General features: G+C 73.2%; 23 protein-coding genes and 1 pseudogene. 11 read left to right on the forward strand and 13 right to left on the reverse strand.

The features are described from left to right. Positions 1 to 325 precede the first annotated feature (325 nt). Complete coding sequence (locus tag OG310_RS16055; protein ID WP_329456571.1) at positions 326 to 1,510, forward strand: C40 family peptidase; 1,185 nt, start codon at positions 326 to 328, stop codon at positions 1,508 to 1,510. Between the two features lie 421 nt (positions 1,511 to 1,931). Next, positions 1,932 to 3,575, forward strand: a complete 1,644-nt coding sequence (locus OG310_RS16060) for a SpoIIE family protein phosphatase (RefSeq protein ID WP_443078649.1) — start codon at positions 1,932 to 1,934, stop codon at positions 3,573 to 3,575. Positions 3,576 to 3,623: 48 nt separating this feature from the next. Here the strand turns inward: OG310_RS16060 and OG310_RS16065 are convergent, their stop codons facing one another. The 3 genes from OG310_RS16065 to OG310_RS16075 all read right to left on the reverse strand — a co-directional run bounded on the left by OG310_RS16065 (position 3,624) and on the right by OG310_RS16075 (position 5,328). Next, positions 3,624 to 3,998 carry a DUF2516 family protein gene (locus tag OG310_RS16065; protein ID WP_329456573.1) on the reverse strand — a complete coding sequence of 125 codons (375 nt, stop codon included), beginning with the start codon at positions 3,996 to 3,998 and terminating at the stop codon, positions 3,624 to 3,626. A gap of 215 nt (positions 3,999 to 4,213) precedes the next feature. Then, entirely contained in the window at positions 4,214 to 4,846 is a 633-nt protein-coding gene (locus OG310_RS16070) for a hypothetical protein (protein WP_329456574.1), read from the reverse strand. 119 nt (positions 4,847 to 4,965) lie between these two features. After that, on the reverse strand, positions 4,966 to 5,328 hold the full coding sequence (locus tag OG310_RS16075; RefSeq protein ID WP_329456575.1) for a helix-turn-helix domain-containing protein: 363 nt from the start codon (positions 5,326 to 5,328) through the stop codon (positions 4,966 to 4,968). Between the two features lie 218 nt (positions 5,329 to 5,546). Here OG310_RS16075 and OG310_RS16080 point away from each other — a divergent pair, with 218 nt between their 5' ends. Beyond that, a complete protein-coding gene (locus OG310_RS16080; protein WP_443078650.1) occupies positions 5,547 to 6,050 on the forward strand; it encodes an NUDIX domain-containing protein in 504 nt (167 codons plus the stop codon). Between the two features lie 373 nt (positions 6,051 to 6,423). Here OG310_RS16080 and OG310_RS16085 read toward each other — a convergent pair whose 3' ends face one another. After that, positions 6,424 to 7,092, reverse strand: coding sequence for a hypothetical protein (locus OG310_RS16085; protein ID WP_329456576.1), 669 nt, complete (start codon positions 7,090 to 7,092; stop codon positions 6,424 to 6,426). Between the two features lie 100 nt (positions 7,093 to 7,192). On the opposite strand from OG310_RS16085, the gene OG310_RS16090 reads away from it, so the two are divergent. Beyond that, on the forward strand, positions 7,193 to 7,855 hold the full coding sequence (locus OG310_RS16090) for a class I SAM-dependent DNA methyltransferase (RefSeq protein ID WP_329456577.1): 663 nt from the start codon (positions 7,193 to 7,195) through the stop codon (positions 7,853 to 7,855). Positions 7,856 to 8,038: 183 nt separating this feature from the next. On the opposite strand, the gene OG310_RS16095 is transcribed toward OG310_RS16090, so the two are convergent. After that, positions 8,039 to 8,890 carry a helix-turn-helix transcriptional regulator gene (locus OG310_RS16095; protein ID WP_329456578.1) on the reverse strand — a complete coding sequence of 284 codons (852 nt, stop codon included), beginning with the start codon at positions 8,888 to 8,890 and terminating at the stop codon, positions 8,039 to 8,041. Positions 8,891 to 8,977: 87 nt separating this feature from the next. On the opposite strand from OG310_RS16095, the gene OG310_RS16100 reads away from it, so the two are divergent. Further along, positions 8,978 to 9,775 (forward strand): SDR family NAD(P)-dependent oxidoreductase, encoded by a 798-nt coding sequence (locus tag OG310_RS16100; RefSeq protein WP_329456579.1) that lies wholly within the window; start codon positions 8,978 to 8,980, stop codon positions 9,773 to 9,775. A 185-nt stretch (positions 9,776 to 9,960) separates the two neighbouring features. Beyond that, positions 9,961 to 10,917 (forward strand): hypothetical protein, encoded by a 957-nt coding sequence (locus tag OG310_RS16105; protein ID WP_329456580.1) that lies wholly within the window; start codon positions 9,961 to 9,963, stop codon positions 10,915 to 10,917. Positions 10,918 to 11,187: 270 nt separating this feature from the next. On the opposite strand, the gene OG310_RS16110 is transcribed toward OG310_RS16105, so the two are convergent. Continuing rightward, positions 11,188 to 11,832 carry a TetR/AcrR family transcriptional regulator gene (locus OG310_RS16110; RefSeq protein WP_329456581.1) on the reverse strand — a complete coding sequence of 215 codons (645 nt, stop codon included), beginning with the start codon at positions 11,830 to 11,832 and terminating at the stop codon, positions 11,188 to 11,190. Positions 11,833 to 11,937: 105 nt separating this feature from the next. Between OG310_RS16110 and OG310_RS16115 the strand changes: the two genes are divergently transcribed. Then, the gene (locus OG310_RS16115) at positions 11,938 to 13,524 is read left to right on the forward strand and encodes an MFS transporter (protein WP_443078651.1); all 1,587 of its coding nucleotides are present in this window, start codon (positions 11,938 to 11,940) and stop codon (positions 13,522 to 13,524) included. 216 nt (positions 13,525 to 13,740) lie between these two features. Beyond that, positions 13,741 to 14,022 carry a hypothetical protein gene (locus OG310_RS16120; RefSeq protein WP_329456583.1) on the forward strand — a complete coding sequence of 94 codons (282 nt, stop codon included), beginning with the start codon at positions 13,741 to 13,743 and terminating at the stop codon, positions 14,020 to 14,022. Positions 14,023 to 14,153: 131 nt separating this feature from the next. On the opposite strand, the pseudogene OG310_RS16125 reads toward OG310_RS16120, so the two are convergent. The 7 genes and pseudogenes from OG310_RS16125 to OG310_RS16155 form a co-directional block, all read right to left on the reverse strand. Then, positions 14,154 to 14,405 (reverse strand): annotated as a pseudogene (locus tag OG310_RS16125) (DUF3099 domain-containing protein); the annotation flags it as partial. Between the two features lie 135 nt (positions 14,406 to 14,540). Next, entirely contained in the window at positions 14,541 to 14,828 is a 288-nt protein-coding gene (locus OG310_RS16130) for a DUF1416 domain-containing protein (protein WP_329456584.1), read from the reverse strand. 74 nt (positions 14,829 to 14,902) lie between these two features. Further along, positions 14,903 to 15,742 (reverse strand): sulfurtransferase, encoded by an 840-nt coding sequence (locus tag OG310_RS16135; protein WP_329456585.1) that lies wholly within the window; start codon positions 15,740 to 15,742, stop codon positions 14,903 to 14,905. A 676-nt stretch (positions 15,743 to 16,418) separates the two neighbouring features. Then, the gene (locus OG310_RS16140; RefSeq protein ID WP_329456586.1) at positions 16,419 to 17,168 is read right to left on the reverse strand and encodes an LmeA family phospholipid-binding protein; all 750 of its coding nucleotides are present in this window, start codon (positions 17,166 to 17,168) and stop codon (positions 16,419 to 16,421) included. A gap of 96 nt (positions 17,169 to 17,264) precedes the next feature. Beyond that, positions 17,265 to 18,842 carry a hypothetical protein gene (locus OG310_RS16145; RefSeq protein ID WP_329456587.1) on the reverse strand — a complete coding sequence of 526 codons (1,578 nt, stop codon included), beginning with the start codon at positions 18,840 to 18,842 and terminating at the stop codon, positions 17,265 to 17,267. Between the two features lie 10 nt (positions 18,843 to 18,852). Further along, entirely contained in the window at positions 18,853 to 19,107 is a 255-nt protein-coding gene (locus OG310_RS16150; RefSeq protein WP_329456588.1) for a MoaD/ThiS family protein, read from the reverse strand. A gap of 63 nt (positions 19,108 to 19,170) precedes the next feature. Then, entirely contained in the window at positions 19,171 to 20,220 is a 1,050-nt protein-coding gene (locus OG310_RS16155) for an alpha/beta hydrolase (protein WP_443078855.1), read from the reverse strand. Between the two features lie 476 nt (positions 20,221 to 20,696). On the opposite strand from OG310_RS16155, the gene OG310_RS16160 reads away from it, so the two are divergent. From OG310_RS16160 to OG310_RS16170, 3 genes are all read left to right on the forward strand, one after another. Further along, positions 20,697 to 21,401, forward strand: coding sequence for a response regulator transcription factor (locus tag OG310_RS16160; protein WP_443078652.1), 705 nt, complete (start codon positions 20,697 to 20,699; stop codon positions 21,399 to 21,401). Between the two features lie 306 nt (positions 21,402 to 21,707). Next, positions 21,708 to 22,742 carry a LacI family DNA-binding transcriptional regulator gene (locus OG310_RS16165; protein WP_329456590.1) on the forward strand — a complete coding sequence of 345 codons (1,035 nt, stop codon included), beginning with the start codon at positions 21,708 to 21,710 and terminating at the stop codon, positions 22,740 to 22,742. 374 nt (positions 22,743 to 23,116) lie between these two features. Further along, complete coding sequence (locus tag OG310_RS16170; protein ID WP_329456591.1) at positions 23,117 to 24,337, forward strand: S1C family serine protease; 1,221 nt, start codon at positions 23,117 to 23,119, stop codon at positions 24,335 to 24,337. Positions 24,338 to 24,426 lie beyond the last annotated feature (89 nt).

Here is a 24,426-nt window from a genome sequence, read left to right on the forward strand (position 1 = left end):
GGCAGCCGTCCCGGCCCCGGCGAACGGCACGCCAACAGGCTGTGAACAGGCACGGAGGCATTGCGCGCGCGGGGGAACCCGGGCGAGGATCGGTACGTCCTACGGGCGGAAGAAGCACGAGGGCCGTACGGGCCGGGCGAGTTGTCCGTGCCCGACGCGGAGCCCGGGCCGCGCGAGCGGTACGGGCCGGGTGGAACGGTACGGGCCGGCTGGAGCGGTACGGGCCCGGTGAGGCGCCCGAACCGCGCGCTGCCAGCGGGCAGCACAGGGCACGGACGAAAAGGGCCCCCGAGCGGCGGGGCCCGGTGAATGCTGGGGGGATCTTGTGAGTCGTCGTCGTCGCGTCGCCGCCGCGATCGCGCTGGTGTGCGCGCTCGGCCTGTCCGTGGCGCCCGGCTGGGGCACGCACCGCGCGTACGCCGCGCCGACGCCGCCGCCGGGCTCGCCACTGCCGGCCCAGGACTACGGATCGCCTGTCGCACCGCCACCGGTCGAACTGCCGCCGGGCGCGGGCCCGTCCACCGGGTCCGGCACGGGTTCGGCCGCGGACCCGGCCGGTGCGAAGGGCGCCACCGACACCTCGCTCGACTCGGTGCGCCGCCGCATCGACAGCCTTTACCAGCAGGCCGGTTCGGCGACGGACGCCTACAACCTGGCCTCCCAGCGCACATCCGAGCAGAAGGCCCAGATGGCCGCCACGGCGCAGGCCCTCGTCGACGGCCGCGTGCGGATCGCGGCACTGAAGGAACAGGCGGGCGCCGCCGCGCGGGCCCAGTACCGCAGCGGCGGGCTCCCGCCGAGCGCACAGCTCGCCCTCACCAACGATCCGCAGGCCTTCATCGACGGTCTCTCCCGCGCGAAGAGTGAGCAGAAGGCCACCAACAGCCTGCTGCAGAAGATGACGACCACGCAGTCGGACCTGACGACGTACGCGCAGGACGCCAGTACGAACTGGAAGAAACTCAAGAAAAGCCAACAGACCACCGCGAACACCAAGAAGCAGATCACCGAGAAGATCTCGGACGCCAAGACCCTCGAATCGGGCCTGGAGGCCAGCGAGAAGGCGCGTCTGACCCAGTTGGAGCAGGACGCCGTCGCCACCGCGCAGACCGTCTGGCTGAACACCGACGCGCCGAGCGACATGAACCGCGCCCCGAGCGCCGCGGACACCCGGGCCCTGGCCTTCGCGACGGCGCAGATCGGCAAACCGTACGTGTGGGGCGCCGAGGGCCCTGCCTCGTACGACTGCTCGGGGCTGACCTCCCAGGCGTGGGCGGCGGCCGGGATCCCCATCCCCCGCACGTCGCAGGAGCAGTGGCGGCTGCTGCCGCACATCGCGATCGACGACATGCGCCCCGGCGACCTGATCATCTACTACAAGGACGCCAGCCACGTGGCGATGTACGCGGGCGACGGCAAGATCGTGCAGGCCCCGCGGCCCGGCAGGGACGTGAGCCTGTCCGAGGCGGGCGCGATGCCCGTACTCGGGGTCGTACGCCCGGACCTGTGACGGGAGGGGCGGGGCCGCACACCGAGGAGGATCGCAGCCGCACACCGCGGTGGGCAGCGGCCCGCGCCGGTGGGGCCGACGAAGCGGGCACCACCGAGAGTGACGCGAGTGTGACCCCAACACCCGTGCCGCGACGGGGTGTCCGGGCCCCACTGTGACCCGCCGCACGTGACACGTCCCACCCTGGGGCGCCCTTCACACGTGATGTTCGTCATGGCGGCCCGCACCGGACACACCACCCGAACCGCCACAGATGCGGTGCGGGGGCGCCGTCGGAGCGGTGCGCCGACGCGCATATGACACCGGCCGCTTGCCGCTGTGCCATTCCGTACGACCGCCTCAGACCGCTAAGGTCCCCGTCGGTGGGGCGTCGATCGTCGCCGCACCGCGCCCTCGGGGGGAGGGAAGGAAACCCAGACCGATGCCCGTACCCGTACCGCGGCAGCGCACAGGTTCAGAAGTGGAGCAGACCGCGGCCGCACCGGACACCGTCCACGGCACCAGGACCACAGGCGCCACGCACAGCCCGCACCCGCAGCACGCCCAGCACACCCCGTACACGGGAACACCGACCGGCACACCCCGACCGGCGGTATCCGCTCCCGCGGCCACCGACACCCCGGGGCCGCCCGACACCCCGGGCGCCACCGGCGCGGTCGTCGACACACGCGCCACAAGCCCCGCAAGCACCGCCGGCGACCCGAACGGCCCCGGCGCGGCGGACCCCGCGCGCAGCGGCGCACCGGCCGACCCCACCGCGGGCGCGGCTACCACCGACACTGCCGGCCCCGCCGCGACCGCCGGCACCGACGCCGACGCCGACGCCCCGGAAAAGCACCCGGCCGTCCCCCGGAACCTCACACTCCTGGTGATCGAGGACGACCCGACGGGTCCGTTCAGCGTGCCCGAGCTGCCCGAGGGCGGCGGCACCCGGGTCCGTATCCGCACCGCGCGCAACCTCACCGAGGCGTCCCGGCTGCTCACGGACGACATCGACTGCCTCCTCGTCGACCTCGCCCTGCCCGGCGGCACCGGCACCCACGCCGACGACGGGCTCGGCCCGCTCAGCCGCGTCCTGCGGCTCGCGCCCCGCCACGCCGTCCTCGCCCTCGCCGCCGAGGGCGACGCCGAACGCGCGGCGGCGGCCGTACGGGCCGGGGCGCAGGACTACCTCTTCCGCGACGAACTGGACGGGCGGCTGCTGAGCCGCGCCATCCGCTACGCCGTCGAACGCAAGCGGGCCGACGGCGCCCAGCGCCAGCTCACCGAGTCCCGGCTGCACGCCCAGGAGAACGCGCGCCTGGAACGCGGACTGCTGCCCACCCCGCTGCTGCACGGCTCCGAGCTGCGCTTCGCGTCCCGCTACCGCCCCGGCCGCTCCCGTGCCCTGCTCGGCGGCGACTTCTACGACACGATCCGCACGCCCGACGGCACCGTCCACGCGATGATCGGCGACGTCTGCGGGCACGGCCCCGACGAGGCCGCGCTCGGCGTGGAACTGCGCATCGCCTGGCGCGCGCTCACCCTCGCCGGGATGCAGGGCGACGAACTGCTGACGACACTGCAGCAGGTCCTGGAGTACGAGCGGGAGAGCGAGGAGATCTTCGCGACCCTCTGCGCCGTCGACATCGCCCCCGACGGCCGGGCCGCCGAGGTGCGGCTCGCGGGTCACCCCGCGCCGCTGATCGCCCGCAGCGGGGAACCGGCCCGGCTCCTGTCGTACGACCGCAGCGGTCCGGCGCTCGGCCTGCTGCCGGGCGGCAGGTGGCCGAGCCAGCACGTGCACCTCGGGGACGCCTGGAATCTGATGATCTACACGGACGGCCTGATCGAGGGCCGGGTGGGTCCGGGTTCCAGCCGCCGCCTCGGCGAGGAGGGCATGGCCGGGATGGTCAACGAACAGCTGGCGGACGGGCTGTGCTGCGACGCGCTGATCGAGGCCGCGCTCGCCCGGGTGGAGGAGCTCAACGGCGGGGATCTCACGGACGACGTGGCCGTACTCCTGCTCGGACGCGGCGAGAGCACCCCGGCGCTCCCGGCGCTCGCGGTCCCGGCGGCGCCGTAACGTCCGCACGGACGCGTCACGCCCGGTCGGCGGGACGCGCTCCGTCCGTCAACGGCCGCCGTTGTAAGGCCCGTAGGGGCCGTCACTGCTGGACCCGCCCCGGCCGCCGCGCCGCCAGCCGCGACCGCCCCCGCCGCTGATGGCGCGGACCGCGGGCCGCACGTCCACCATGAAGACGATGGTGCCGACGAGGCCCGCGATCTGGAGCATGGTCACGAACGGGAGGGGGATCCCGACGATCGGCAGCACGTTCACCGCGACGACCGCCGCGAGGATGGCGACCCAGAACCTCTTGGTCTTCTTGTCCGTGGCACGGTAGGCGTCTTCGCGCGTGGCCGCGGCGATGACGAGCGCGACGACGCCGAACAGCAGCAGGAACACGCTGATCAGAAAGAGGACGAAGCCGAATCCTGTGAGCAACATGCTGTGCACCGCCTGAGAGAAAGATGGGTGGTGTGCCGCGTGCAACCGTACGCGAACACGCCGACAACGGACCGGACACGAGGAAAATGCCCGGCCCGCGCCGTTTGGTACGTGATCCGTACGGTTTCCTTACGCGGGCCCCCTGGGCCCCGCGCGGCGTCCCCCCAGGGCGTGCTCGCGCGGCTCCCCCGAACGGTTTCGCCGCGTGCGACTGCCTACGCGCCGTCCGCGGGCGGCGGCGTCTTCCGCGCGCCGGGCGCCTTGCGGGGAGCGGCCTTGCGCGGGGTGGCCTTCCGCGGCGTGGCCTTACGGGCCTCCGCGGCCCGCGGGCCGGCGGCCTCCGCGGGGTCGGTGGCGACCGGCGTGTCGGGGCCGGCCCCCTTCTCCGTGCGCTCCGGCTGCGGCGTGGACTTCGGCTTCGCCGGGGCGTCCGGCTCGACCGCGACCGCGAAGTCGGTGATCTCCTCGGCGGCCTCGCCGCGCCACGTACGGACGCTCTGCTCGCCGCGCTCGGCCACCCGGACGTACGTCTCGCGCGCCTTCACCGCGTACTCCAGAGCGGCGCCGACACCCCGCAACGCGATGCCCTGGGCGGTCTCACCCAGCTTGCGCGGGTCCCGGTCGATCGAGCCGAACAGCTCGGTGACCTTGGCCTGCACACTCTCCTGCGCCTCGCGGGCCCGCCCGGCCGCCTGTTCCTGGACGACGCGCGGGTCGGTCCTGCGGACGGCCTCGAAGCGCTCGGGCGCCTTCTTGACCTGCTCCACGACGAGGTCGGCGGTCCCGGCGGCGAAGTAGAGCGGGGTCGGGTCGGTAAGGGTCTTACGCAGGTCATCGGCGATGGCCATGACTGTCAACCTCCGGGATCGGGTGAGGGTGGTACGACAGCACCGGACGGGTCTTCGTGCCGGCACCGGGCTCCGCCCCGGCGAGAACCGACGGCGGGTCTCCGGATGCCCGCACCGGATCAGGGCCCTTCGGCCCCCGGGCCGTTCTCCTTGCGGAACGACTCGTAGATCTGCAGCAGGGCCTGCTTCTGCCGTTCGTTGATCGAGGGGTCGGCGAGGATGGCGGCACGTGTCTCCACCTCTTCGCGCTCCCGCTCGTCCAACATCCCGGCCTGCACGTACAGCGTCTCCGCGGAGATGCGCAGCGCCTTGGCCAGCTGCTGCAGGATCTCCGCGCTCGGCTTGCGCAGCCCGCGTTCGATCTGACTCAGGTACGGGTTCGACACCCCGGCGGCATCCGCGAGCTGCCGCAGCGAGAGCTGCGCGGTGCGCCGCTGCTCACGCAGGTACTCGCCGAGACTGCCGACGTTGAGTGCTGCCATGCCTCCACCATGCACACACCCCGCTAACTTTTGCAAGCACCGCCGCTAGCAACAGCATGCACACGGCGGCGACCGACCGAGCCCGGGCGCGGTAGGTGTCGTATGTGCGCGACACCTCTCGTCATCCTGGTCCGGCCTCCTTGCGCGGGTACTCCTGGTCCGGTTCTGCGAGTCGCCGGGAAGCGGCGTTGTCGGTGGGCCCTGCCAGGCTGTCCGTCGTGGATGAACGGGTGGAACGTGTCGACGACCAAGATCGCGTGCTGGGGCTGGTGGTCAGCCGCCGGCAGGCCGTCCGGGAGGGCTGGCTGCACCGGGTCGCTGTGACGGTGTGCCGTGATGAGCGAGGGCGGATCCTCGTTCACCGGCGGTCGGAGCGGCTGTCGCGCTTCCCCGGGCTCTACGAGGTCGTGGTCGGTGGCGCCGTGGGTGTCGGCGAGTCCTACGAACAGGCCGCCGCCCGGGAGCTGGCCGAGGAGCTGGGCGTTCGGGTGCGGCCGCGCTTGTTGTTCACGTTCGTCAACCGCAGCGGTCTGAGCCCTCACTGGCTCGGCGTGCACGAAGCGGTGGTGCCGGACAGCGTGGCCGCCGATCCCGATGAGATCGCCTGGCATGGCCGGCTGACCGAGCCGGAGCTGCGGTCGGCTCTGCTGGAGTGGCGCTTCACCCCCGACAGCCACGAAGCCTTCAACCGGTATCTCGCGTTCCGGACCGCGCGGTCCTGACCTTGCGCCTGGCGGGCCGGATGCCTGCTCGCGGCCACGCGCCGTCTCACCGATCGAGCCCGAGCGCGGTAGGTGACACCCGCCCGATCCCGGTGAGCCCTGCGCGGCGCGCCCCGGCGCAAGCGCCACTGCCGCCTGGAACTTTCAAGTCGGCGCCGCAGGATATGGCACCCGGGGTTCAGCGGGTCGACGTGGTCGCCCCCGCGAGCCCGGTCGGCGTTGGCCCCTGCCATGGGCAGCTCCCGTGATCCCTGGAGCGGCAGTGCGGAGGCACAACCCTGGCCACGTCCACGGATGCCGATCGCGACCAGTCACCAGCATCAACACGAGATCGCAGCGGCAGTTGTTCCCCTCGTGTCGGTACCAACCGTGCTCACACGAGGGGGTAGCCGATCGACTCTGCCACCTCGACGACATCGCCCCATGACGCCCGGGGGTTGAGCCCGGCGACCTCCGCGGGGCCCAGCGGGCGCAGGTCGTAGATACGGCGCACGGCTTCGATGGCGACCGGGGTCTCGTAGTAGTCCTCGGCGAACGCCTGGAAGGCCTCGGGGGTCGGAGCGACGAGCAGCTCGAACAGCCAGGTGGAGCCGTCCGGGTCCGGATGTCCCTCGGGGAAGTCGACGTCGCCCGCCTGCCAGCGCTCGTCCCCCGTCCGGCGCCAGAGGCATGCCGTCACCACGGGCGTGCCGTCCTCGTCGCAGAAGGCGGGCTCGTCGACAAGGTTCCGGAAGACGTCGGGGACGGAGTCCACCACACCGGGCCACGGCACCGGCACGTCGTCGTAGCCGTACGGGCTCAGCGGGGACTCATGGTCGAAGCCGCGTATGTAGGCGCCGGCGGAGGAGAAGACAACATCGAACTCGTCACCTGATCCGTTGCTCATGGAGGCGAGTTCTTCGGTCTCCGACCAGTCGGTGTTGAACGAGTAGCACCGCTCACCGTCCGGGTTCAGTACCGCCTCGACCATGGCCATCGAGCGGCAGAGGTTTCGCAACACCGCGATGTCAGGCAGCACTCGGGCAACATCGTGAACAGTCATGGGGCACATCCAAGCCCACGCCACCGACACCCTCCGACCACCGACTGCGCCTGGCGCACCCGGTGGTCGCCCCGAGGTGGCTTCGCTAACGTCGTCGCCCATGACCGAAGCGACCGATCTGGATGCCACGCGCACGGCCTACGACACCGTCGCCGTCGACTACGAGCGGCTGCTACGTGACGAGTTGGACGCGAAACCACTGGACCGCGCGATGCTCGCCGCGTTCTGCGAGCTCGCGCGGGTGCCGGGTGCGGGGCCCGTCGCCGACCTCGGCTGCGGTCCCGGCCGCGTCACCGCGCACCTCGACTCCCTCGGCCTGGATGTGTTCGGTGTCGACCTGTCACCCGGGATGATCGCGGTCGCCCGCCGGACCCATCCGGACCTGCGGTTCGTCGAGGGGTCGATGACGGCGCTCGACCTGGACGACGGCGCCCTTGGTGGCGTCGTCGCCTGGTATTCGACCGTCCACACCCCACCTCGGCTGCTGCCGGCCGTGTTCGGCGAGTGTCACCGGGTGCTGGCCCCGGGCGGCACCCTGCTGCTCGCCTTCAAGGTCGGGGACCAGCACCTGCACCGTGAGCGGGCCTACGGCCACGAGGTGTCGCTCGACGTCTACTGGACGCCTCCCGAGCTCGTCGCGGGCCTACTGCGCGAGGCCGGCCTGGTCGTGGACGCCCGGATGATCCGCGAGCCGGACGAGAGCGAGAGACCCCGGCAGGGCCGGCAGGCCTTCTTCCTCGCGCACCGGCCCGCGGTGGCGTAGGGGCGCGGGACATGCCGTGATGTGCCCCGAGGACGCCCGGCGACGGCGGGCCGGCGGCAGTGCCGTGGTCGTACGGTGGTCGTGCGGGCGGGCGCGCCGCGGCCGGATGCCTACGGGACGACAGCCGGCCGGATCAGCACGTCACCGCCACCGATGCGGTGTTCGCGGTCCCCGGCCGGGACGCTACCGCAGGTAATCCGCGGTCTCGGTTCCCAGTACCCTCAGCAGTGCCAGAGCTTCGGCGTCAGGGGATCCCTGCGGCGCGCTGTAGAGCACGACGTGCTGGTCCCGGTCCGTGAGCGCCATCACGTCGCAGTCGACGGTGATCTCTCCGACGACCGGGTGGCGCAGGGTCTTCGTGAGCATCTGCGCGGCCTGCACGTCATGCCGCTCCCATAGCCGGGCGAACTCGGGGCAGGTGTCGCGGAGTTCGTCGACGAGACCGCGCACCTCGGGATCCGCCGGGTAGCGGGCGAGGGTGGCTCGGAGTTCCATGACGACGTGGTGGCGGAACTCGGCGGCGTCGGAGATCCCGTACAGGGTGGTGCCGGGCCGGTCCGGCCCGAGGAACGCCCGGCGCGCGAGATTGCGGTCGCCGGGGGCGAGCGCGCCGAAGTCCTCCATGAGCGCGGCGGCCAGGTCGTTCCACGCGAGCACCTCGAACGTGGCGGAGATGACGAAAGCGGCTGTCCCCGGCAGCCGTTCCAGGAGCGCGAGGATGCTCGGGCGGACGTCGCGCCGGTGCAGCCGGTCACGGATCGGCGCGGTGCCCGACAGGACGTGGAGGTGGTCGGACTCGGCGTCGGTGAGCCGCAGCGCGCCCGCGATCCCGGCCAGGACCTCCCCCGAGGGCCGCGGTGCCCGGCCCTGTTCGAGCCGGACGTAGTACTCCGTCGAGATGTGCGCGAGGACCGCGGCCTCCTCACGGCGCAGACCCGGTGTCCGGCGTCGCGGTCCTGAGGGAAGGCCGACGTCCTCCGGCCGGAGCCGCTCGCGGCGGCTGCGGAGGAACGACCCGAGCTCCTGCTTGTTCATACTCCGAGTGTGCACCCCGGGCGGCGGGGGATCCTGGTACGGACTGTGCCTGTATCCGGCCCGCGGGCCGACCCGACACTGGCGCCCATGACGGACAACATCGGCCTCGCGCCCCTCGACATCGCACCCATCGGCCTGCTCACCGGGAAGGTCGTGCTCATCACCGGCGCCAGTCGCGGCATCGGCGCGGCCGCGGCCCGGCTCTTCGCCTCCGACGGCGCCGCCGTCGTGCTCGCCGCCCGCAGCACGGACGCCCTCGACCGCATCGTCACGGAGATCCGCGCCGGCGGCGGCGTCGCCGACGCCGTCACCCTGGACCTCGCCGACCGTGCGAGTATCCGCGACGCGGTCGACCGCGTCGGGGAACTGCACGGACGGCTCGACGGCGCCTTCAACAACGGCGCGACGATCCAGCAGCCCGGCCCGCTCGACACCACGAGCGACGAGGACATCGACGAGCAGTTCGCCGTGAACTTCCGCTCGCACTGGACCGCCATGACCGCCGAAGCCGCTCTCATGCGACGCGGTGGCGGCGGGGCGATCGTCAACACGTCGAGCATCGGCAGCCGCCGCGCGAATCCCGCCCTGCCCGCGTACGGCGCCATGAAGCGCGCGCTCAACAGCATCACCGAGACGGCGGCCGTGACCTGGGGCCGTCAGGGCATCCGCGTCAACGGCATCACCCCCGGCGGCACCGCCACGGAGATGATCGACGCCTGGGAGGCGCAATCCCCAGGCATCATCGAGCGCAACGTCGCGGCGACCCCGCTCGGCCGCATGGCCGAGCCCCGCGAGGTGGCCGAGGTGGCCGCGTGGCTGCTCAGCGACCGCGCCTCGATGGTGACCGGGGCGATCGTGCCGGTCGACGGGGGCGCCGGCGCCTGAAGGGCAGAGCCCGGGCACGCCGCGGCGGCACCGCGCCGTACGAACCCGTCGGCGCTGTCGACTCGTTGGGCGCGCTGCCGGCGGGGGCACGGCTCGCCGCCGACTCCTTCGGCCGACCGGCGCGGGGGCGTGGCGGCAGGGCCGGTTCGGGAACCACCACGCCCCGGGTCGCGTGATCCAGGGGTATGCCATGGCAGCGCGTCAGGTTCGTCAGCGTCGTCGGGCTCGGCGGCGCGGCGCTGTCGGCCGTCCAGTACATGGCGGTGCTCATCGCGCTGTTCACCGGGGCCGGCCCCGCCGTGGGCACGGCCTGCCTCAGCACCGCGCTGATCGTCACCGCGTTCGCCCGGGTCGCGACGGGTGGCCGGGCGGACGTGCCGTATCTCCGCAGCCGCTCGGGACCCTGGGTGTGGGCACTCACCGTGTACACGGGCGGCGCCGGCGGCACGCTCGGCCTGCTCGCGCTCACCCGCGGCAGGAGCGCGGACGACGCCCTGACCCTGCCCGGTGTGTTCCTCGGCTCCGCCGCCTGCTTCGGGTTGACCGCCGCGTACTTCCTGCCCGGCGTCCGGACCCGCCTCGCCGTCATCGGCGCCACCGCGGTCTTCGCCGCGAGCACGGGTACGGGCGCCTGGGCCGCCGCGCGCCCGCCGACGACCGCGCAGTGGCTCGCCGGCCACCACGTCGACCGCGCGCTGTTCCGGCTCGGTACGGCCCCGGCCGGTTACACGGTGAGCGGACTCGGAGCGGGAAGCGACGCGTTCGGCGCCACCTACCGCCACCGTGCGGCGGATGGCGGGGCGTTGAGGCTGACTGTGCGCCGGATCTCGTACGCGAGGGAGCGCACGGCGGCGAACGGCTGTCCCCTCGCGGTCGGCCGCAGGTCCCTCTGCGCGTCGGACGGCGGGGGCCGGCAGCGGGTGCGGTACGCGGAACCCGACGCGAGCGGCATCGCGATCACCCCCGACGGGGCGGTGCCGCCGGGCGCGGTCGACGAACTCCGGCTGCGCCGGTCCGGGATCGTCTACGTGGTCACGTACGACGGGGGCGGCCCGTTCGACCTGGACGCCGCCCGGCACGTGCTCACGACGCTGCGGCCACCGACCGCGGCCGAACTGTCGACGCTGGTCCGCACGCCCTGAGACCGGTGGCGCGGGGGGCACCCGGCATGCCCGCTCGCGCGGGCGGGCCCATGGCACCGCCGCGCCGCCCGAGGCCCCGCCCGGCCCCGGACGCGATCGGCGCAGGCGCCTCGTCCCGCCCTGGTCCGCACGCCCTGAGACCGGTGGCGCGGGGGGCACCCGGCATGCCCGCTCGCGCGGGCGGGCCCATGGCACCGCCGCGCCGCCCGAGGCCCCGCCCGGCCCCGGACGCGATCGGCGCAGGCGCCTCGTCCCGCACCGCAAGCCCGCCTACTCCGGTACGTACACCCCCGCGCGGACGGCGGCGAGCACCGCCGCCACCGCACGCTCCCCCACCGCCTCGTCCAGTGCGCCGCCGCTGACCAGCACCCGGTAGTAGAGCGGCGCCGAGACGGCCCGTACGACCTCGTGCGGGTCGGTGCCCACCGGCACCTCGCCCCGGCGCTCGGCGAGACGCACGCACTCCGCCCACTCCTCGACGCGGCTGTCGTAGAAGCGGCGCAGCGCCTGTTCCGTCCGCCGGTCACCGGTGGCCGCCGCGATGACGGCCTTCAGCAGGGGCCCCTGACGCGCGTCGTTGAGCGTGGTGACGACGAGACGCGCGTTGGCCCTCAGGTCCCCGGCGAGCGAGCCGGTGTCGCTGCGGCGCACGGACTGCTCGGCCATGTCGTCGAGCAGGTCCGCGACCAGCCCCGTGGTGGTTGACCAGCGCCGGTAGACGGTCGTCTTGCCGACCTCGGCGCGGCGCGCGATGTCCGTGAGGTCGAGCCGGTCGAAGCCGTGTTCCGCCAGCGCGTCCCCCGCGGCGCGCAGCACGGCCGCCCGGACGCGGGCCGTTCGGCCGCCGGGCCGGACCGTGCCCGGGTCCTTGACCGGGGGCCGGCTTCTGTCGCCGGCCTCACCGACAGCATTCATAACGGGACTCCAGTTCCATCAATACGTTTCCTCTGGTACGGTGAATCCATTCTAACGGAACTACAGACCCGTTAGAACCCCACCACGTCCACCCGGGGGACCACCATGTCCGCACGCAGGCCCAACACGACGCAACCACCCCGGCCGACGCCCCGCGCGGCCGCAGACACGGCACCACCCGCGGCCGTGCGCGAGGAGGCACCGGCCACCGCGCGCAGGACGGCCACCGCACGGATGACAGGACGCCAAAGACTCGTCCTGACCCTGCTCCTCGGTGCCCAGTTCATGATCGCCGTGGACTTCTCCATCCTGAATGTCGCCCTCCCGGCCGTCGGCAGGGGCCTCGGCTTCCCGCTCGCGGACCTGCAGTGGATCTCCACCGCCTTCGCCCTGGCCGCGGCGGGTTTCACGCTGCTGTTCGGGCGGATCGCCGATCTCGTGGGCCGCAAAAGGCTGTTCCTGGGAGGCATGATCGTACTGGGGTCCGCCTCGCTGCTCGGCGGACTCGCGGTGTCACCCGAAATGCTGCTCGTCGCACGTGTGTTGCAAGGCCTCGCGACCGCGGCGGTCACACCCGCCGGCCTGGCCCTGCTCACCACGTCGTTCCGCGAGGGACCACTGCGCGAACGCGCGCTCGGCCTCAACGGGGCACTGATGTCCACCGGGTTCACTGCGGGCGCGATCCTCGGCGGCCTGCTGACCGAACTGCTCTCCTGGCGTTGGGCGTTCCTCCTCAACGTCCCGGTCGCGGCGCTGATCGTCGCGCTCGCGCCCTCCGTGATCACGGCCTCCCGCCCAGCCGCACGGCCCCGCCTCGACGTACCCGGCGCCGCGTCCGTCACAGCCGGACTGCTCTTGCTGGTGTACGGCCTGACGCGGGCCGGCACGGCGGGCTGGACCGCGCCCGGCACCCTCGCGCCACTCGCGGCCGGAGCGCTCCTGCTGGTGGCGTTCTGGCACGTGGAGAAGCGCGCGGACGCGCCGCTCGTGCCCGTACGGATCCTGCGGCGCGGCAGCGTGATCCGGTCGAACGCGACCGGGCTGATCGCCTTCGTCACCGAGACGTCCCTCGTCTTCCTGCTCACCCTCTACCTGCAGGAGGTGCTGGGCCGCTCGCCGCTCGCGACGGGTCTCGCGTTCGGGACGCTCGGCGCGGGCACCGTGCTCGGCGGAACGCTCGGCGGACGCGCGGTCGGCCGGCTGGGCGCCCGGCGCACGATCCTGCTGGGCGGCGTGGTGCAGGCGGTGGCCACGGCGGCGCTGGTGGCGCTCGGGACGTCAGGAACGTGGATCTGGCTGCTGCTCGCGGCGACGTTCGCCGGGGGCGTCGGCAACATGCTGACGATCGTCGCGTTCATGGTCTCCGCCACCTCGGGGCTGCCCGACGACGAACAGGGCCTGGCCACGGGCATCGCCACCCTGTCCCAGCAGGTCGGCATCACCCTGGGCACGCCGGTGATGAGCGCCGTCGTGACCGGCGTGACCGGCGGGGCGACGGGTGCGACCGAGATGCTCGGCGGCATCAGGACGGCGATCGCGATCAACGCGGCCCTGGTCCTCGCGGGCGCTGTGCTCACCACCCTGCGCCCACGACGCCGCAGGAGCGCTCCCCGAGCCGCCGACGGTGCCGGAGCCGGGGCCGCGCGTCGCGCCGACCGCGACGCGCCGGCCGACGACCGCCCGGCCGGGTGACGCGCCCGAGACCCGTGCCGCCCGCCGGGCTGGTACTGCCGGCGGCCCTGAGGGCACTGCTGTCCCGGCTGCCCGCCGGACACGCGGACTGCGCCGTGGATCTCCTGCCGGTCCTGCGGTCCCGCCGCTGGGCGTCGCCGTACTCTCGACGCTCGCCGCGTCCCGCTCGCGGACACTGCTCGACGACACTGCTCGCGGCCGGCCACGGCCGGGTCCGTGGCGCTCACCGACGGCCACCATCCGGCGTCCATGGTCGCGGCGGTGCCGCCGCTCGTCGCATTCGGCGTCGCCGCCACAACGCCCCGTACGAAAAAGGGCCGTACGTACGAGGCCGTACGAACGCCCCCGGACGGGGTCCCGGGGAACCGGACCCGCACGCACCGGATGCGCAGGGACACGTCCCGTACCGGCCGGTCCCGTACGCATCGGATCCCTGCGAACACGCGCCGTACCGGCGAGATCCGCCGGGACCGGCTCCGTGGGCACGACAAGGGCTGAAACGCGCGACCGCCCGCGTACGTCCGGTCACGGACGTACGCGGGCGGGGGCCGTTCACTTCACGGTCGTCCGCGGCGGTTGTTCTTCTTGTCGCCGGGGTTCTGATCGCTCTGGGTCTTCTTGCCGGGGGCTTGCTTCTTCCCGTCGAGCTCGTCCCACCACTCGTCGGACGTCTCGTCACCGGAGGTCTCGTCCCACCATCGGTCCCCCCGGCCGCGCGAGTTGCCGACCATGGCCGCCACCGGCGGGATCACCATCGCCACCACACACATGGCGACGGCTGCGGGGATCGACCAGAGCCGCACGAACGCCCAGGCGGATACGAAGAGCACCAGGCACCCGCACATGAGGGCGAAGTAACGACGACGGCGTCGCGTGTACATGTCTCCAGCGTACGACCGGCATCGGGACTACGGCCAACGCTGCACGGTGCGCGGGCATACGTACGGCGCGCGGCGCCCACCCCCGTCACAAGGTGGGCGCCGCGCGCCGTACGTCCAGCGTCGTGACGCCGCGCGTCAGACGGAGATCGCGACCTCGGCGAGACCGCCGGTCTGCGCGACGACCGTACGGTCCGCCGTGCCGCCCGGGACGAGGGCGCGCAGCGTCCACGTGCCCTCGGCAGCGTAGAAGCGGAACTGTCCGGTGGCCGAGGTCGGCACCTCCGCGGTGAACTCGCCGGTCGAGTCGAGCAGGCGCACGTAACCGGTGACGGGTTCGCCGTCACGGGTCACCTGGCCCTGGATGGTCGTCTCACCGGGCTTGATCGTCGAGGCGTCGGGGCCGCCGGGCTTCGCTCCACACATGCTTGTTCGTCCTCCGGGTCGGGCGGTTGTGCGGTGGGTGGCGGGGCGCCTCGCGGGGCGCCCCGCCGAAGCGGTTACTTCGCGGCGCCGAGCTCGATCGGAACGCCGACGAGCGAGCCGTACTCGGTCCACGATCCGTCGTAGTTCTTGACGTTCGTGACACCCAGCAGCTCGTGCAGCACGAACCAGGTCAGCGCGGAGCGCTCACCGATGCGGCAGTACGCGATGGTGTCCTTCGCCAGGTCGACCTGCTCGTCGGCGTAGAGCGCCGTGAGCTCGTCGTCCGACTTGAACGTGCCGTCGTCGTTGGCGTTCTTCGACCACGGGATGTTGCGGGCGCTCGGGATGTGGCCCGGACGCTGCGACTGCTCCTGCGGAAGGTGTGCCGGGGCGAGCAGCTTGCCGCTGAACTCGTCGGGCGATCGCACGTCGACCAGGTTCTGGTTGCCGATGGCGGAGACCGCGTCGTCGCGGAAGGCGCGGATCGAGGTGTCCTGGGCCTTGGCCTTGTACGTGGTCGCGGCGCGCGAGGGGACCTCCTCGACCAGCTCGCGGGCGTCGAGTTCCCACTTCTTGCGGCCGCCGTCGAGCAGCTTGACGCTGTCGTGGCCGTAGAGCTTGAAGTACCAGTAGGCGTACGACGCGAACCAGTTGTTGTTACCGCCGTAGAGGATGACGGTGTCGTCGTTGGCGATTCCCTTGGCGGACAGCAGCTTCTCGAAGCCCGCCTGGTCCACGAAGTCGCGGCGCACCGGATCCTGGAGGTCCGTCTTCCAGTCGATCCTTACGGCGTTCTTGATGTGGTTCTTCTCGTACGCCGAGGTGTCCTCGTCGACCTCCACAATAACGATCTTCGCGTCGTCGAGGTGCGACTCGACCCAGTCGGCGTCGACCAGGGCGTCGGTGCGGCTCATGCTGTTTCCCTCCGGGGCAGTGTGCGGCGAGGTGGTGCTGGGGGCGTGGTGGCCTCCCGGTGGCCCGTCCGTGCCGTGGCGGCTGCAGGGACCGGGCAGGCGCGAGGCCCGGGGCGCCCTGGATCACAGGGCATGGATGTCCGGTACGCGGCAACGGACGACGGGGGTGCGAACCGCCCGTACGTCCCGAAGCGCTCGGGTACCGGCTAGGCGTCGCGACAGAGCATGGTGGCAACGCAGCACAGGTCTACTGCCCGCCGCTTCGTGAGATCCACTCGCAGATCCACCCGTCGCTCCATGGGCCGATCGTAAGGACGTCCGGGCGGGGATGTCACCGTCGTATCGCATGGTGAAACGGGATCGTCCGCATGATGGACACAGTGGGCGAGGGCCGAGGGCCGCTCCACCCCGGGGAGGCCCTCCCGCGCGGGTCCGCGCCGCCCCCGGACGTCGTCACACGCATCCCGGGGGACCCCGGCGCCCCCGCACATCTTCCACACATCTGCGGACCGGACGCGGCGTCTCACGATCCGGCCCGGGCCCCATCCCGGGAGCCACCCACGCCGGCCGTGCCCCGAGCCCAGCGGACCAGCGGACCGGCGGGCCCGCGATCCGCGGCCCCGCGGCCCGGGGAACCTCAGGCCGGGGAACCGCCGGCCCTGGGGACCGCCGCGGCTCAGCCCGTCAGGGAGACGTCCGTGCCCGTCCCGGTGAACTGGAGGCCCTCCTGCGACGCCGTGACCTTCGACAGCGTCACCGACGACGGCAGCCCGTCGATCTTCATGTCCGAGTTGATGAGGCCCTTGATCTGGTCGGCGAGGCCCGGGACGGGGAGACCCGAGACGTCGTCGAAGTGCAGCCGCAGGTCGTCGCCCTTCATCGTCACCGTGCCGTACGCGGTCAGGGTCTTGTCCCCGAGCAGCTGCTTGACGAGACCCGACGGGTCCGGGATGTTCTCCGCCTCCAGCACGTCCGTCGCCTTGGCCACGACCTTGACCTGGCCCTTCGCGGCCCGCTCGGGTCCGGCGTAGGAGACGGTGGCGCCCTTCGGGACGGCGGTGGCGAGGTCCGCGTACGAGATGCGCGCCGACCCCTCGGCCGTGCCTGCCGTCGCCGAGGAGAAGCTGCTGTCGATGCGTACGTTCTTCAGGACGGCCTTGACCTGGGTGACCTGAACCGCGTGGCCGTTCGCGGTCGCGGTCAGGTGACCGAGGCCGACGTCCACCTCGTCGAGCGACTTGCCGGCGACCTGGGTCAGGAAGGGGAAGCCCTTCACGGAGACGTCGGGCTTGCTGTCGAGCCCCTCGCTGGACTGGATCCGGTCCGCGACCTTGCCCTCGGCGAAGTGCAGCGCGAGCCGGTCGGCGGCCACGAACAGGCCGCCGATGATCACGACGAAGATCAGCAATATCCGCAGTGCGCGCATCGCTCGGTGTCCCCCAAGTCGTCGGCCGCACCCGAGTGGCGCCGCCGTGCTCCCCCTGTAGTGACGGTGAGCCTAGGCCAGTGGTTCACGCGGTCCTCAGCCGAGGGCCCGCCCCAGCAGGTAGACCATCGGGGCGGCGGCCGTCAGCGGCAGGGCCACGCCCGCCGTCATGTGCACGAAGCGCGACGGGTAGTCGTAACTGGCCGCCCGGAGGCCGACGAGCGCGCACACCCCGGCGCCGAGGCCGAGCACCACGCCCTTCGAACCGAAGTCCGTGACGGCGCCCATGACCAGGCCCGCGCCCGCCGCGACGACGAGCGACGCGACGACCGAGGCGGGCCCCGGCAACGGCAGCGCCCGTACGAGCGTGGTGACGGCGACGACCACCGCGCCGGCCACCACCGCGTCCTTCGACGAGGCGAGGTACCCGGTGGCGATGATCGCGAGCGCCGCGGAGACCACCGTGGCGAACAGCCCGGACAGGCGCGTGTCCGGATCGGCGTGGCTGCGCAGCTGGAGCACCACGGTCAGCAGCACCCACACGCCGAGCGTGCCGATGATCGCGGCGGGCCCGTTGCCCTTGCCGACGGCCAGCAGCGCCACATCCGCGACGAGGCCGCCGAGGAAGGCGAGCGCGATGCCCTGACGGGCCGGCCACATACCGTTCAGCCGGAACCATCCCGCCGCCGTGACGGCCTGCAGGAGCACGACGGGGACCAGCAGGGCGTACGAGCCGAGCGCGGCGCCACCCGCGAGCAGCAGCGCGAGCACGGCGGTGAGCCCGGCCGGCTGGATGCCGGGCGCGATGATCGGCGACCGTCCCTCGGCGCGAGCGCGCTGGGCGTCGGTGACGCGGGCGTTGCCGAGGGTGGTGGGCGGGCTGTAACCCGACGGTTCGCTACCGCCGGGGGCCGACGCGGGAGCCCCGGTCAGGGACCCCGCGCCGGGAGCGGCAGGCGCATCCGGACGGGCGTGCGCGGGACCGGCGTACGCGGGCACCGGCGGCAGTGCCTCGGTCGGCGCGGCATGGGGCGCCTGCACGGCTCCGGGGCCATCGGTTCCCGGGCCGCCGGTACCGGGGCCGCCGACCGGCACCTCGGGCGGCAGCGGATATGCGCCGGAGGGCTGCGCGGGCGCGGCAGGGGCCGTCGCGCGCAGGTAGGCGGTCTCCTCGGCCGAGGAGACCTGCGGGGCGCCGGGCGCGGCCCCGTAGGACGGCTGGTGCGTCCGCGCCTGCTGGTGGGACGGAGCGGGCGGCTGCTGGTACGACGCGGCGGCGGACTGGCCCTGCGGGCCCTGCTCGGGCCGCGGGTACTGCGCGTACGCGTGCTGCTGGGGGCCCTGCGGGTACCCGGGCTGCTGCGGCGCCTGCGGGTACGCGTGCTGCTGCGGGGCCTGTGGAGCCTGCCGGTAGGACGGGTCCTGCCCCTGGTAGGACTCCTGGTACGGCTCCTGCCGCTGCGACCGCGGCGCGGCCGGCCAGTCGACGGCCGGCTGGCTGCCCGTGTCCCAGGTCTGGCCCTGCCAGGTCTGGGTGGACTCCATGTCGGACGCGCCGCCGTGCGGCTCGTGCGATGGGTCGCCCGGCCGCGCGGGCGGCTGCGTGCGGTACCCCGGTCGCGGGGCGCCGTGGCCCCGCTCAGGGTCGTACGGGTACTGCTGATCGCTGCTCATGCTGTGCGCTTCACCCTCCTGCGAACGGCGGGAGCACCTCGACCGTGCCGCCCTCGGCAAGCCGTACGGTCTCATGTCCGCGGGTCCCCACGGCCAGGCCGTCGACGAGGAACGAACACCGTTCAAGGACGCGTACCAGGTCACCGGGGTGTTCCGCCCGGGCGCGGGCCAGCGCGTCAGCCAGGGTGTCCGCCGCGTAGGGCTCCTCTGCCACGCCTGCGGCCGCCTTCGCCGCGGCCCAGTAGCGGATCGTGCCCGCTGCCATCGCCGCACCTCCTCACTCGGCCTCCGTCGGCCTCCATGATGGCCGACGCGGAGGGGTGCTCGGTCACTGCCGCCTCTCCGGCACCCCGGTCCCGGCCCCCGGACCGGCGCCGGGACCGGCCCCGCCGTCGCCCCCGGGGGCTGTCCCGGCGCCCGGAGCGGCCCTGTCCGCACGGCCCGCCGCCCGGTCGTCCGTCCCCGCATCCGCATCCGCGTCCGCACGCTCCGTGACCCAGGCGGCGATCCGGGCGAGCAGCGGCTCCTCGGCCGCGTTCTCCGCGTGTCCCATGCCCGGCTCGATCCACAGTTCCGCCGCCCCCTCGGCGGCCGCCGCCGCGAGCATGCGCGGATGGTCGAGCGGGAAGTACGGGTCGCGGTCGCCGTGCACGACGAGCAGCGGCACGGGCGCGATCAGGGGGACCGCGTCGACCGGCGGGAGCGGCACCGGGTCCCAGTCGTACTGGTGGATCCGGGTGTGCAGGCCGACCCGGCCGACGACGCGGCCGAACGGCCGGGTCACCACCCAGTGCAGGCGGCGCATCGGAGCCGTGCCCCGGTAGTACCAGCGCGCGGGCGAACTGACGGAGACGACGGCGTCCGTCCGGGCGTCGGGCCGGTCCCGGTACAGGGCCGCGTGCCGTACGACGACCGAGCCGCCCATCGAGAACCCGATGGTCACCACCCGCCGGTGGCCGAACGTCCGGGCCCAGCGCACGGCCGCCGCCAGGTCCAGCACCTCCCGGTCGCCGACGGTGGAGCGGCCGCCCGACGCCCCGTGGCCGCGGAAGGAGAAGGTGACCACCGCGGCACCGCGCGCGAAGACCGCGGCTGCCTGCCGGATGGCGGGCCGGTCGACACTCCCGGTGAATCCGTGGGCGATCACCACGACCGTCCGGTCGGCGGGGTCGCTGCGGTGCGGGTGATCCGCCCCCTCAGTAGGACCGGTCCGGTGAACGCGATCCGTCCGATGGGTGAGATCGGTCCGGTGGGTGGACGGGGCCGCGCCGGCGGGGGCGATCCCGCCGACCGGATTCCCGCGGTCGGCGGGCGGCCCCGGAGAGGCGCCGTCCGCCGCGCCGTCACCTGCGACATCCGCCGTACACGGCTCGTACATCGCCTCGATCCGGACGGTGTCCTCCGTCGTGAGGACGGTCCGCACCACACCCGGCGCCCCGGCGGGTACGGATGATCTGCGGGATTGGCCTCCTGACACAGCACGCATGTGGGCTATTCTGCTGGGGAAGAGGACCCGGCGATGCAGCCACCGGGTCCTTTTGCGTTTTCTGCTTCTTGTTACAAGCAGGTGAACGGATGGAACAACGACACCACAGCGGTGCCGGTGGCGCCCCGCAGCAGCCGGCGCCGCCTCACAGCACCGAAGCATTGCCCCCATCGCAGGGACCGAGGAGGAACCGACGTCATGGGCAAGCGATCCACGGACCATCACCGTCCGAACCGTCCACACGCTCCGGGGACCGGCCGTCCGCACGGCAGCCCGGGGGACGGCGCGTGGCGCCCGCACCGCGCGGCCGTGCGGCACCGGCGGCGGCCGGACGGCGCCCGGCCGGCGGCCGAGGCGGGTGAGCTGCGATGAGTGCCCTGCTCCTGCTCACCAACGCCCTCCAGCCGTCCGCGGAGGTCCTGCCCGCCCTGGGTCTGCTGCTGCACACCGTCCGTGTGGCACCCGCCGAGGGCCCGGCCCTCGTGGACACCCCCGGCGCCGACGTGATCCTCGTCGACGGCCGCCGCGACCTCCCCCAGGTGCGCTCGCTGTGCCAGCTGCTGCGCTCCACGGGCCCCGGCTGCCCGCTGCTCCTCGTCGTGACGGAGGGCGGCCTCGCCGCCGTCACCGCCGACTGGGGCGTGGACGATGTCCTGCTCGACACGGCTGGACCCGCCGAGGTCGAGGCCCGGCTGCGGCTCGCCATGGGCCGGCAGCAGATCACCTCCGACGACGGCCCGGCCGAGATCCGCAACGGCGACCTGTCCGTCGACGAGGCCACCTACAGCGCGAAGCTGAAGGGCCGGGTCCTGGACCTGACCTTCAAGGAGTTCGAGCTGCTGAAGTACCTGGCCCAGCACCCGGGCCGGGTCTTCACCCGCGCCCAGCTCCTCCAGGAGGTCTGGGGCTACGACTACTTCGGCGGTACGCGCACGGTCGACGTCCACGTCCGCCGGCTGCGCGCGAAGCTCGGCCCCGAGCACGAGTCCCTGATCGGCACCGTCCGCAACGTCGGCTACCGGTTCGTCTCCCCCGAGAAGCCGGAGTCCAGCGACCGGATGGCGATGGCGTAGTCACCACCGGCTCCACGACACACAGGACGGGCCCCGCGCATCCGGCGGGAGCCCGTCCTGTCGTGTGTGCGCCCGGTGACCAGCGTGCCCGCCGTCCTCGAACCGGTCGCGGTCCGCACCTGTCGCGTCGGGGCGCTGAGCGGTCGGCCACTGGATCGTCGGACGGGGAGCGTCGGGCCCGCGCACCGCGTCCGCCGAGGACCGGAGAGGGCCCGGGACGCGGCCCGGCCGAGCTGCCCCGCGGACCCCGTCGGACAGCCGGAAGTACTGGCGTGGGCCCGGGTCATCCCGCGTAGACTCCCGTGCGTGGCCAAGGTGACGCGGGACGATGTGGCACGACTGGCGGGTACCTCGACCGCGGTGGTCAGCTATGTGATCAACAACGGGCCGCGACCGGTCGCCCCGGCCACCCGCGAGCGGGTGCTCGCCGCGATCAAGGAGCTGGGCTACCGCCCGGACCGGGTCGCGCAGGCCATGGCGTCCCGCCGTACGGACCTCATAGGGATGATCGTCCCCGACGCGCGCCAGCCGTTCTTCGGCGAGATGGCGCACGCGGTCGAACAGGCCGCCGCCGAGCGCGGGAAGATGGTGCTCGTCGGCAACTCCGACTACCGCGGCGAGCGCGAGGTCCACTACCTGCGGGCGTTCCTCGGCATGCGGGTGTCGGGGCTGATCCTCGTCGCGCAGGGACCCAGCGAGGGCGCGGCGGCCGAGATCGACGCCTGGGACGCCCGTGTCGTGCTGCTGCACGAGCGGCCCGAGTCCATGGACGACGTCGCGGTCGTGACGGACGACGTCGGCGGCGCGCAACTCGCCACCCGCCACCTCCTGGAACACGGCCACCCGTACGTCGCGTGCCTCGGCGGCGTCGCGACCACCCCGTCCATCGGCGACCCGGTCGCCGATCACGTCGAGGGGTGGCGGCGGGCCATGCTGGAGTCCGGCAGGTCGATCGAGGGCCGCCTGTTCGAGGCCCCGTACAACCGCTACGACGCCTACAAGCTCGCCCTCGAACTCCTCGCGGGCCCGCAGCGCCCGCCCGCCATCTTCTGCTCGACCGACGACCAGGCGATCGGTGTGCTGCGCGCGGCCCGCGAACTGCGGATCGACGTGCCGGGCGAGCTCGCCGTCGCCGGGTTCGACGACGTGAAGGAGGCGGGGCTCACCGACCCGCCGCTCACCACGGTCTCCTCCGACCGGCCCGCGATGGCCCGCGCGGCCGTCGACCTGGTGCTGGACGACGGCCTGCGGGTCGCCGGGACCCGTCGCGACGGCGGGTGGGGGCGCGTGCGGCAGTTCCCTTCGGCGCTGATCGTGCGCAGGTCCTGCGGCTGCTCGTAGGGCCCGGACCCGCAAGGCCACGGCTCCCCGGGGGCCGCAACTCCCAGGAACCTCACGCACGGTGGCTCCACCCGCCGCTCGAGCTCCGCTCACCGGAGCTTCGGCCAAGGCTCCGCCGGTGGTACGAGCCCCGCCCACGACGCCGTGCGGACCGTGCCCGCGCCGGCGCCCGAGTGCCGTTCACGACGCCTGCGGGCGTGACCTCAGCAGGCGTACGGGCCCCGCTCGTAGCGCCGTTGACCGTGGGCCGGCGGGCTCTCACGCCGCTCGGTTCGGCGTCGCCGCCGCGTCCTTATATCGGGCATACGCACTTCTGTCGGGCTTCTCACAGCGTCCTCATAGTGTTTTCATTTCACGGTCGGACAGTCATAGGCATGACGAACTTCTTCGGGCACCGCGACAGCCACCACAGCGACGACCAGTCCTTCGGCGAGCAGCCTGAGCAGGCACAGCACGAGTCTCACCAGGCATCGCAGCAGCCGTACCCGTCATCCCCCGCCGACCCCGGGACGCCGTCGGGGCCGACCGGGCCCGAGGCGAACACCGCGCACGGGACACCCGAGACGTTCGGGGGCTTCGCGGACTCCGCCTACCCGCCGCCGCCGGCCTACGCCCCCGCGCACGGCGGGAAGCGCCGGCGGGCCCGCGGTCCCGTGGCCCTGGTGGCGGCCGTGGCGCTCGCGGCGGCCGTCGTCGGTGGCGGCGTGGCGACCGTGCTCACGAAGAACGCGGACAACAACGCCAACGCCAGCACGACCGTCGGCGTCAGCGGTACGACGGTCTCGCAGAGCAGCAAGGGCACCGTGGCCGGGGTCGCGCAGGCCGTCTCCCCCGCGATCGTGGAGATCACGGCCGACTCGCAGGCCGGTGAGTCCATCGGTTCCGGCATCGTCATCAGCGCCGACGGCCAGGTCCTCACGAACAACCACGTCGTGTCCGGCGCCTCGCAGGTCAAGGTGAAGATGACCGACGGCAAGACGTACACCGCGAGCGTCACGGGCACAGACCCGGACAAGGACCTCGCCCTCATCAAGCTCCAGGGCGCGAGCGGCCTGAAGACGGCCACGCTCGGCGACTCGGACTCCGTGCACGTGGGCGACCAGGTCGTCGCCATCGGCTCACCGCAGGGCCTGCAGGGCACCGTCACCAGCGGCATCATCTCGGCCTTGAACCGCGACGTCACGGTCCCCAAGGAGGACGGCAGCAGCCAGAGCCAGGGCGGCGAGGGCCAGCAGAGCCAGGACGGCGGGGGCCTCGGCGGCAGCGAGGGCGACGGGTCGGGCGGCGGCAGCGACAACTGGCCGTTCGAGTTCGGCGGCCAGCAGTTCAACGGCGACACCGGCAGCCAGACGACGACGTACAAAGCGTTCCAGACCGACGCGTCCCTCAACCCCGGCAACTCCGGCGGCGCCCTGATCGACATGAACGGCGACATCGTCGGCATCAACTCCGCGATGTACGCGCCCGCCTCCGGCAGCGGCACGAGCGCCGACTCCAGCTCGGCGGGGAGCGTCGGCCTCGGCTTCGCCATCCCCGTCAACACCGTCAAGGCCGACCTGAACTCACTGCGCGACGGCGGCAGCTCCGCCAACTGACACCCGGGCCGCGCCACCGGCCCGCCCGGCGGACCCCGGCGGCCCGCCGGGGCAGCGCGCCGCGAAGCGCACAGAGGAACTGAGGAGAG

Source organism: Streptomyces sp. NBC_01497 (assembly GCF_036250695.1).
Taxonomy (GTDB): Bacteria; Actinomycetota; Actinomycetes; order Streptomycetales; family Streptomycetaceae; genus Streptomyces.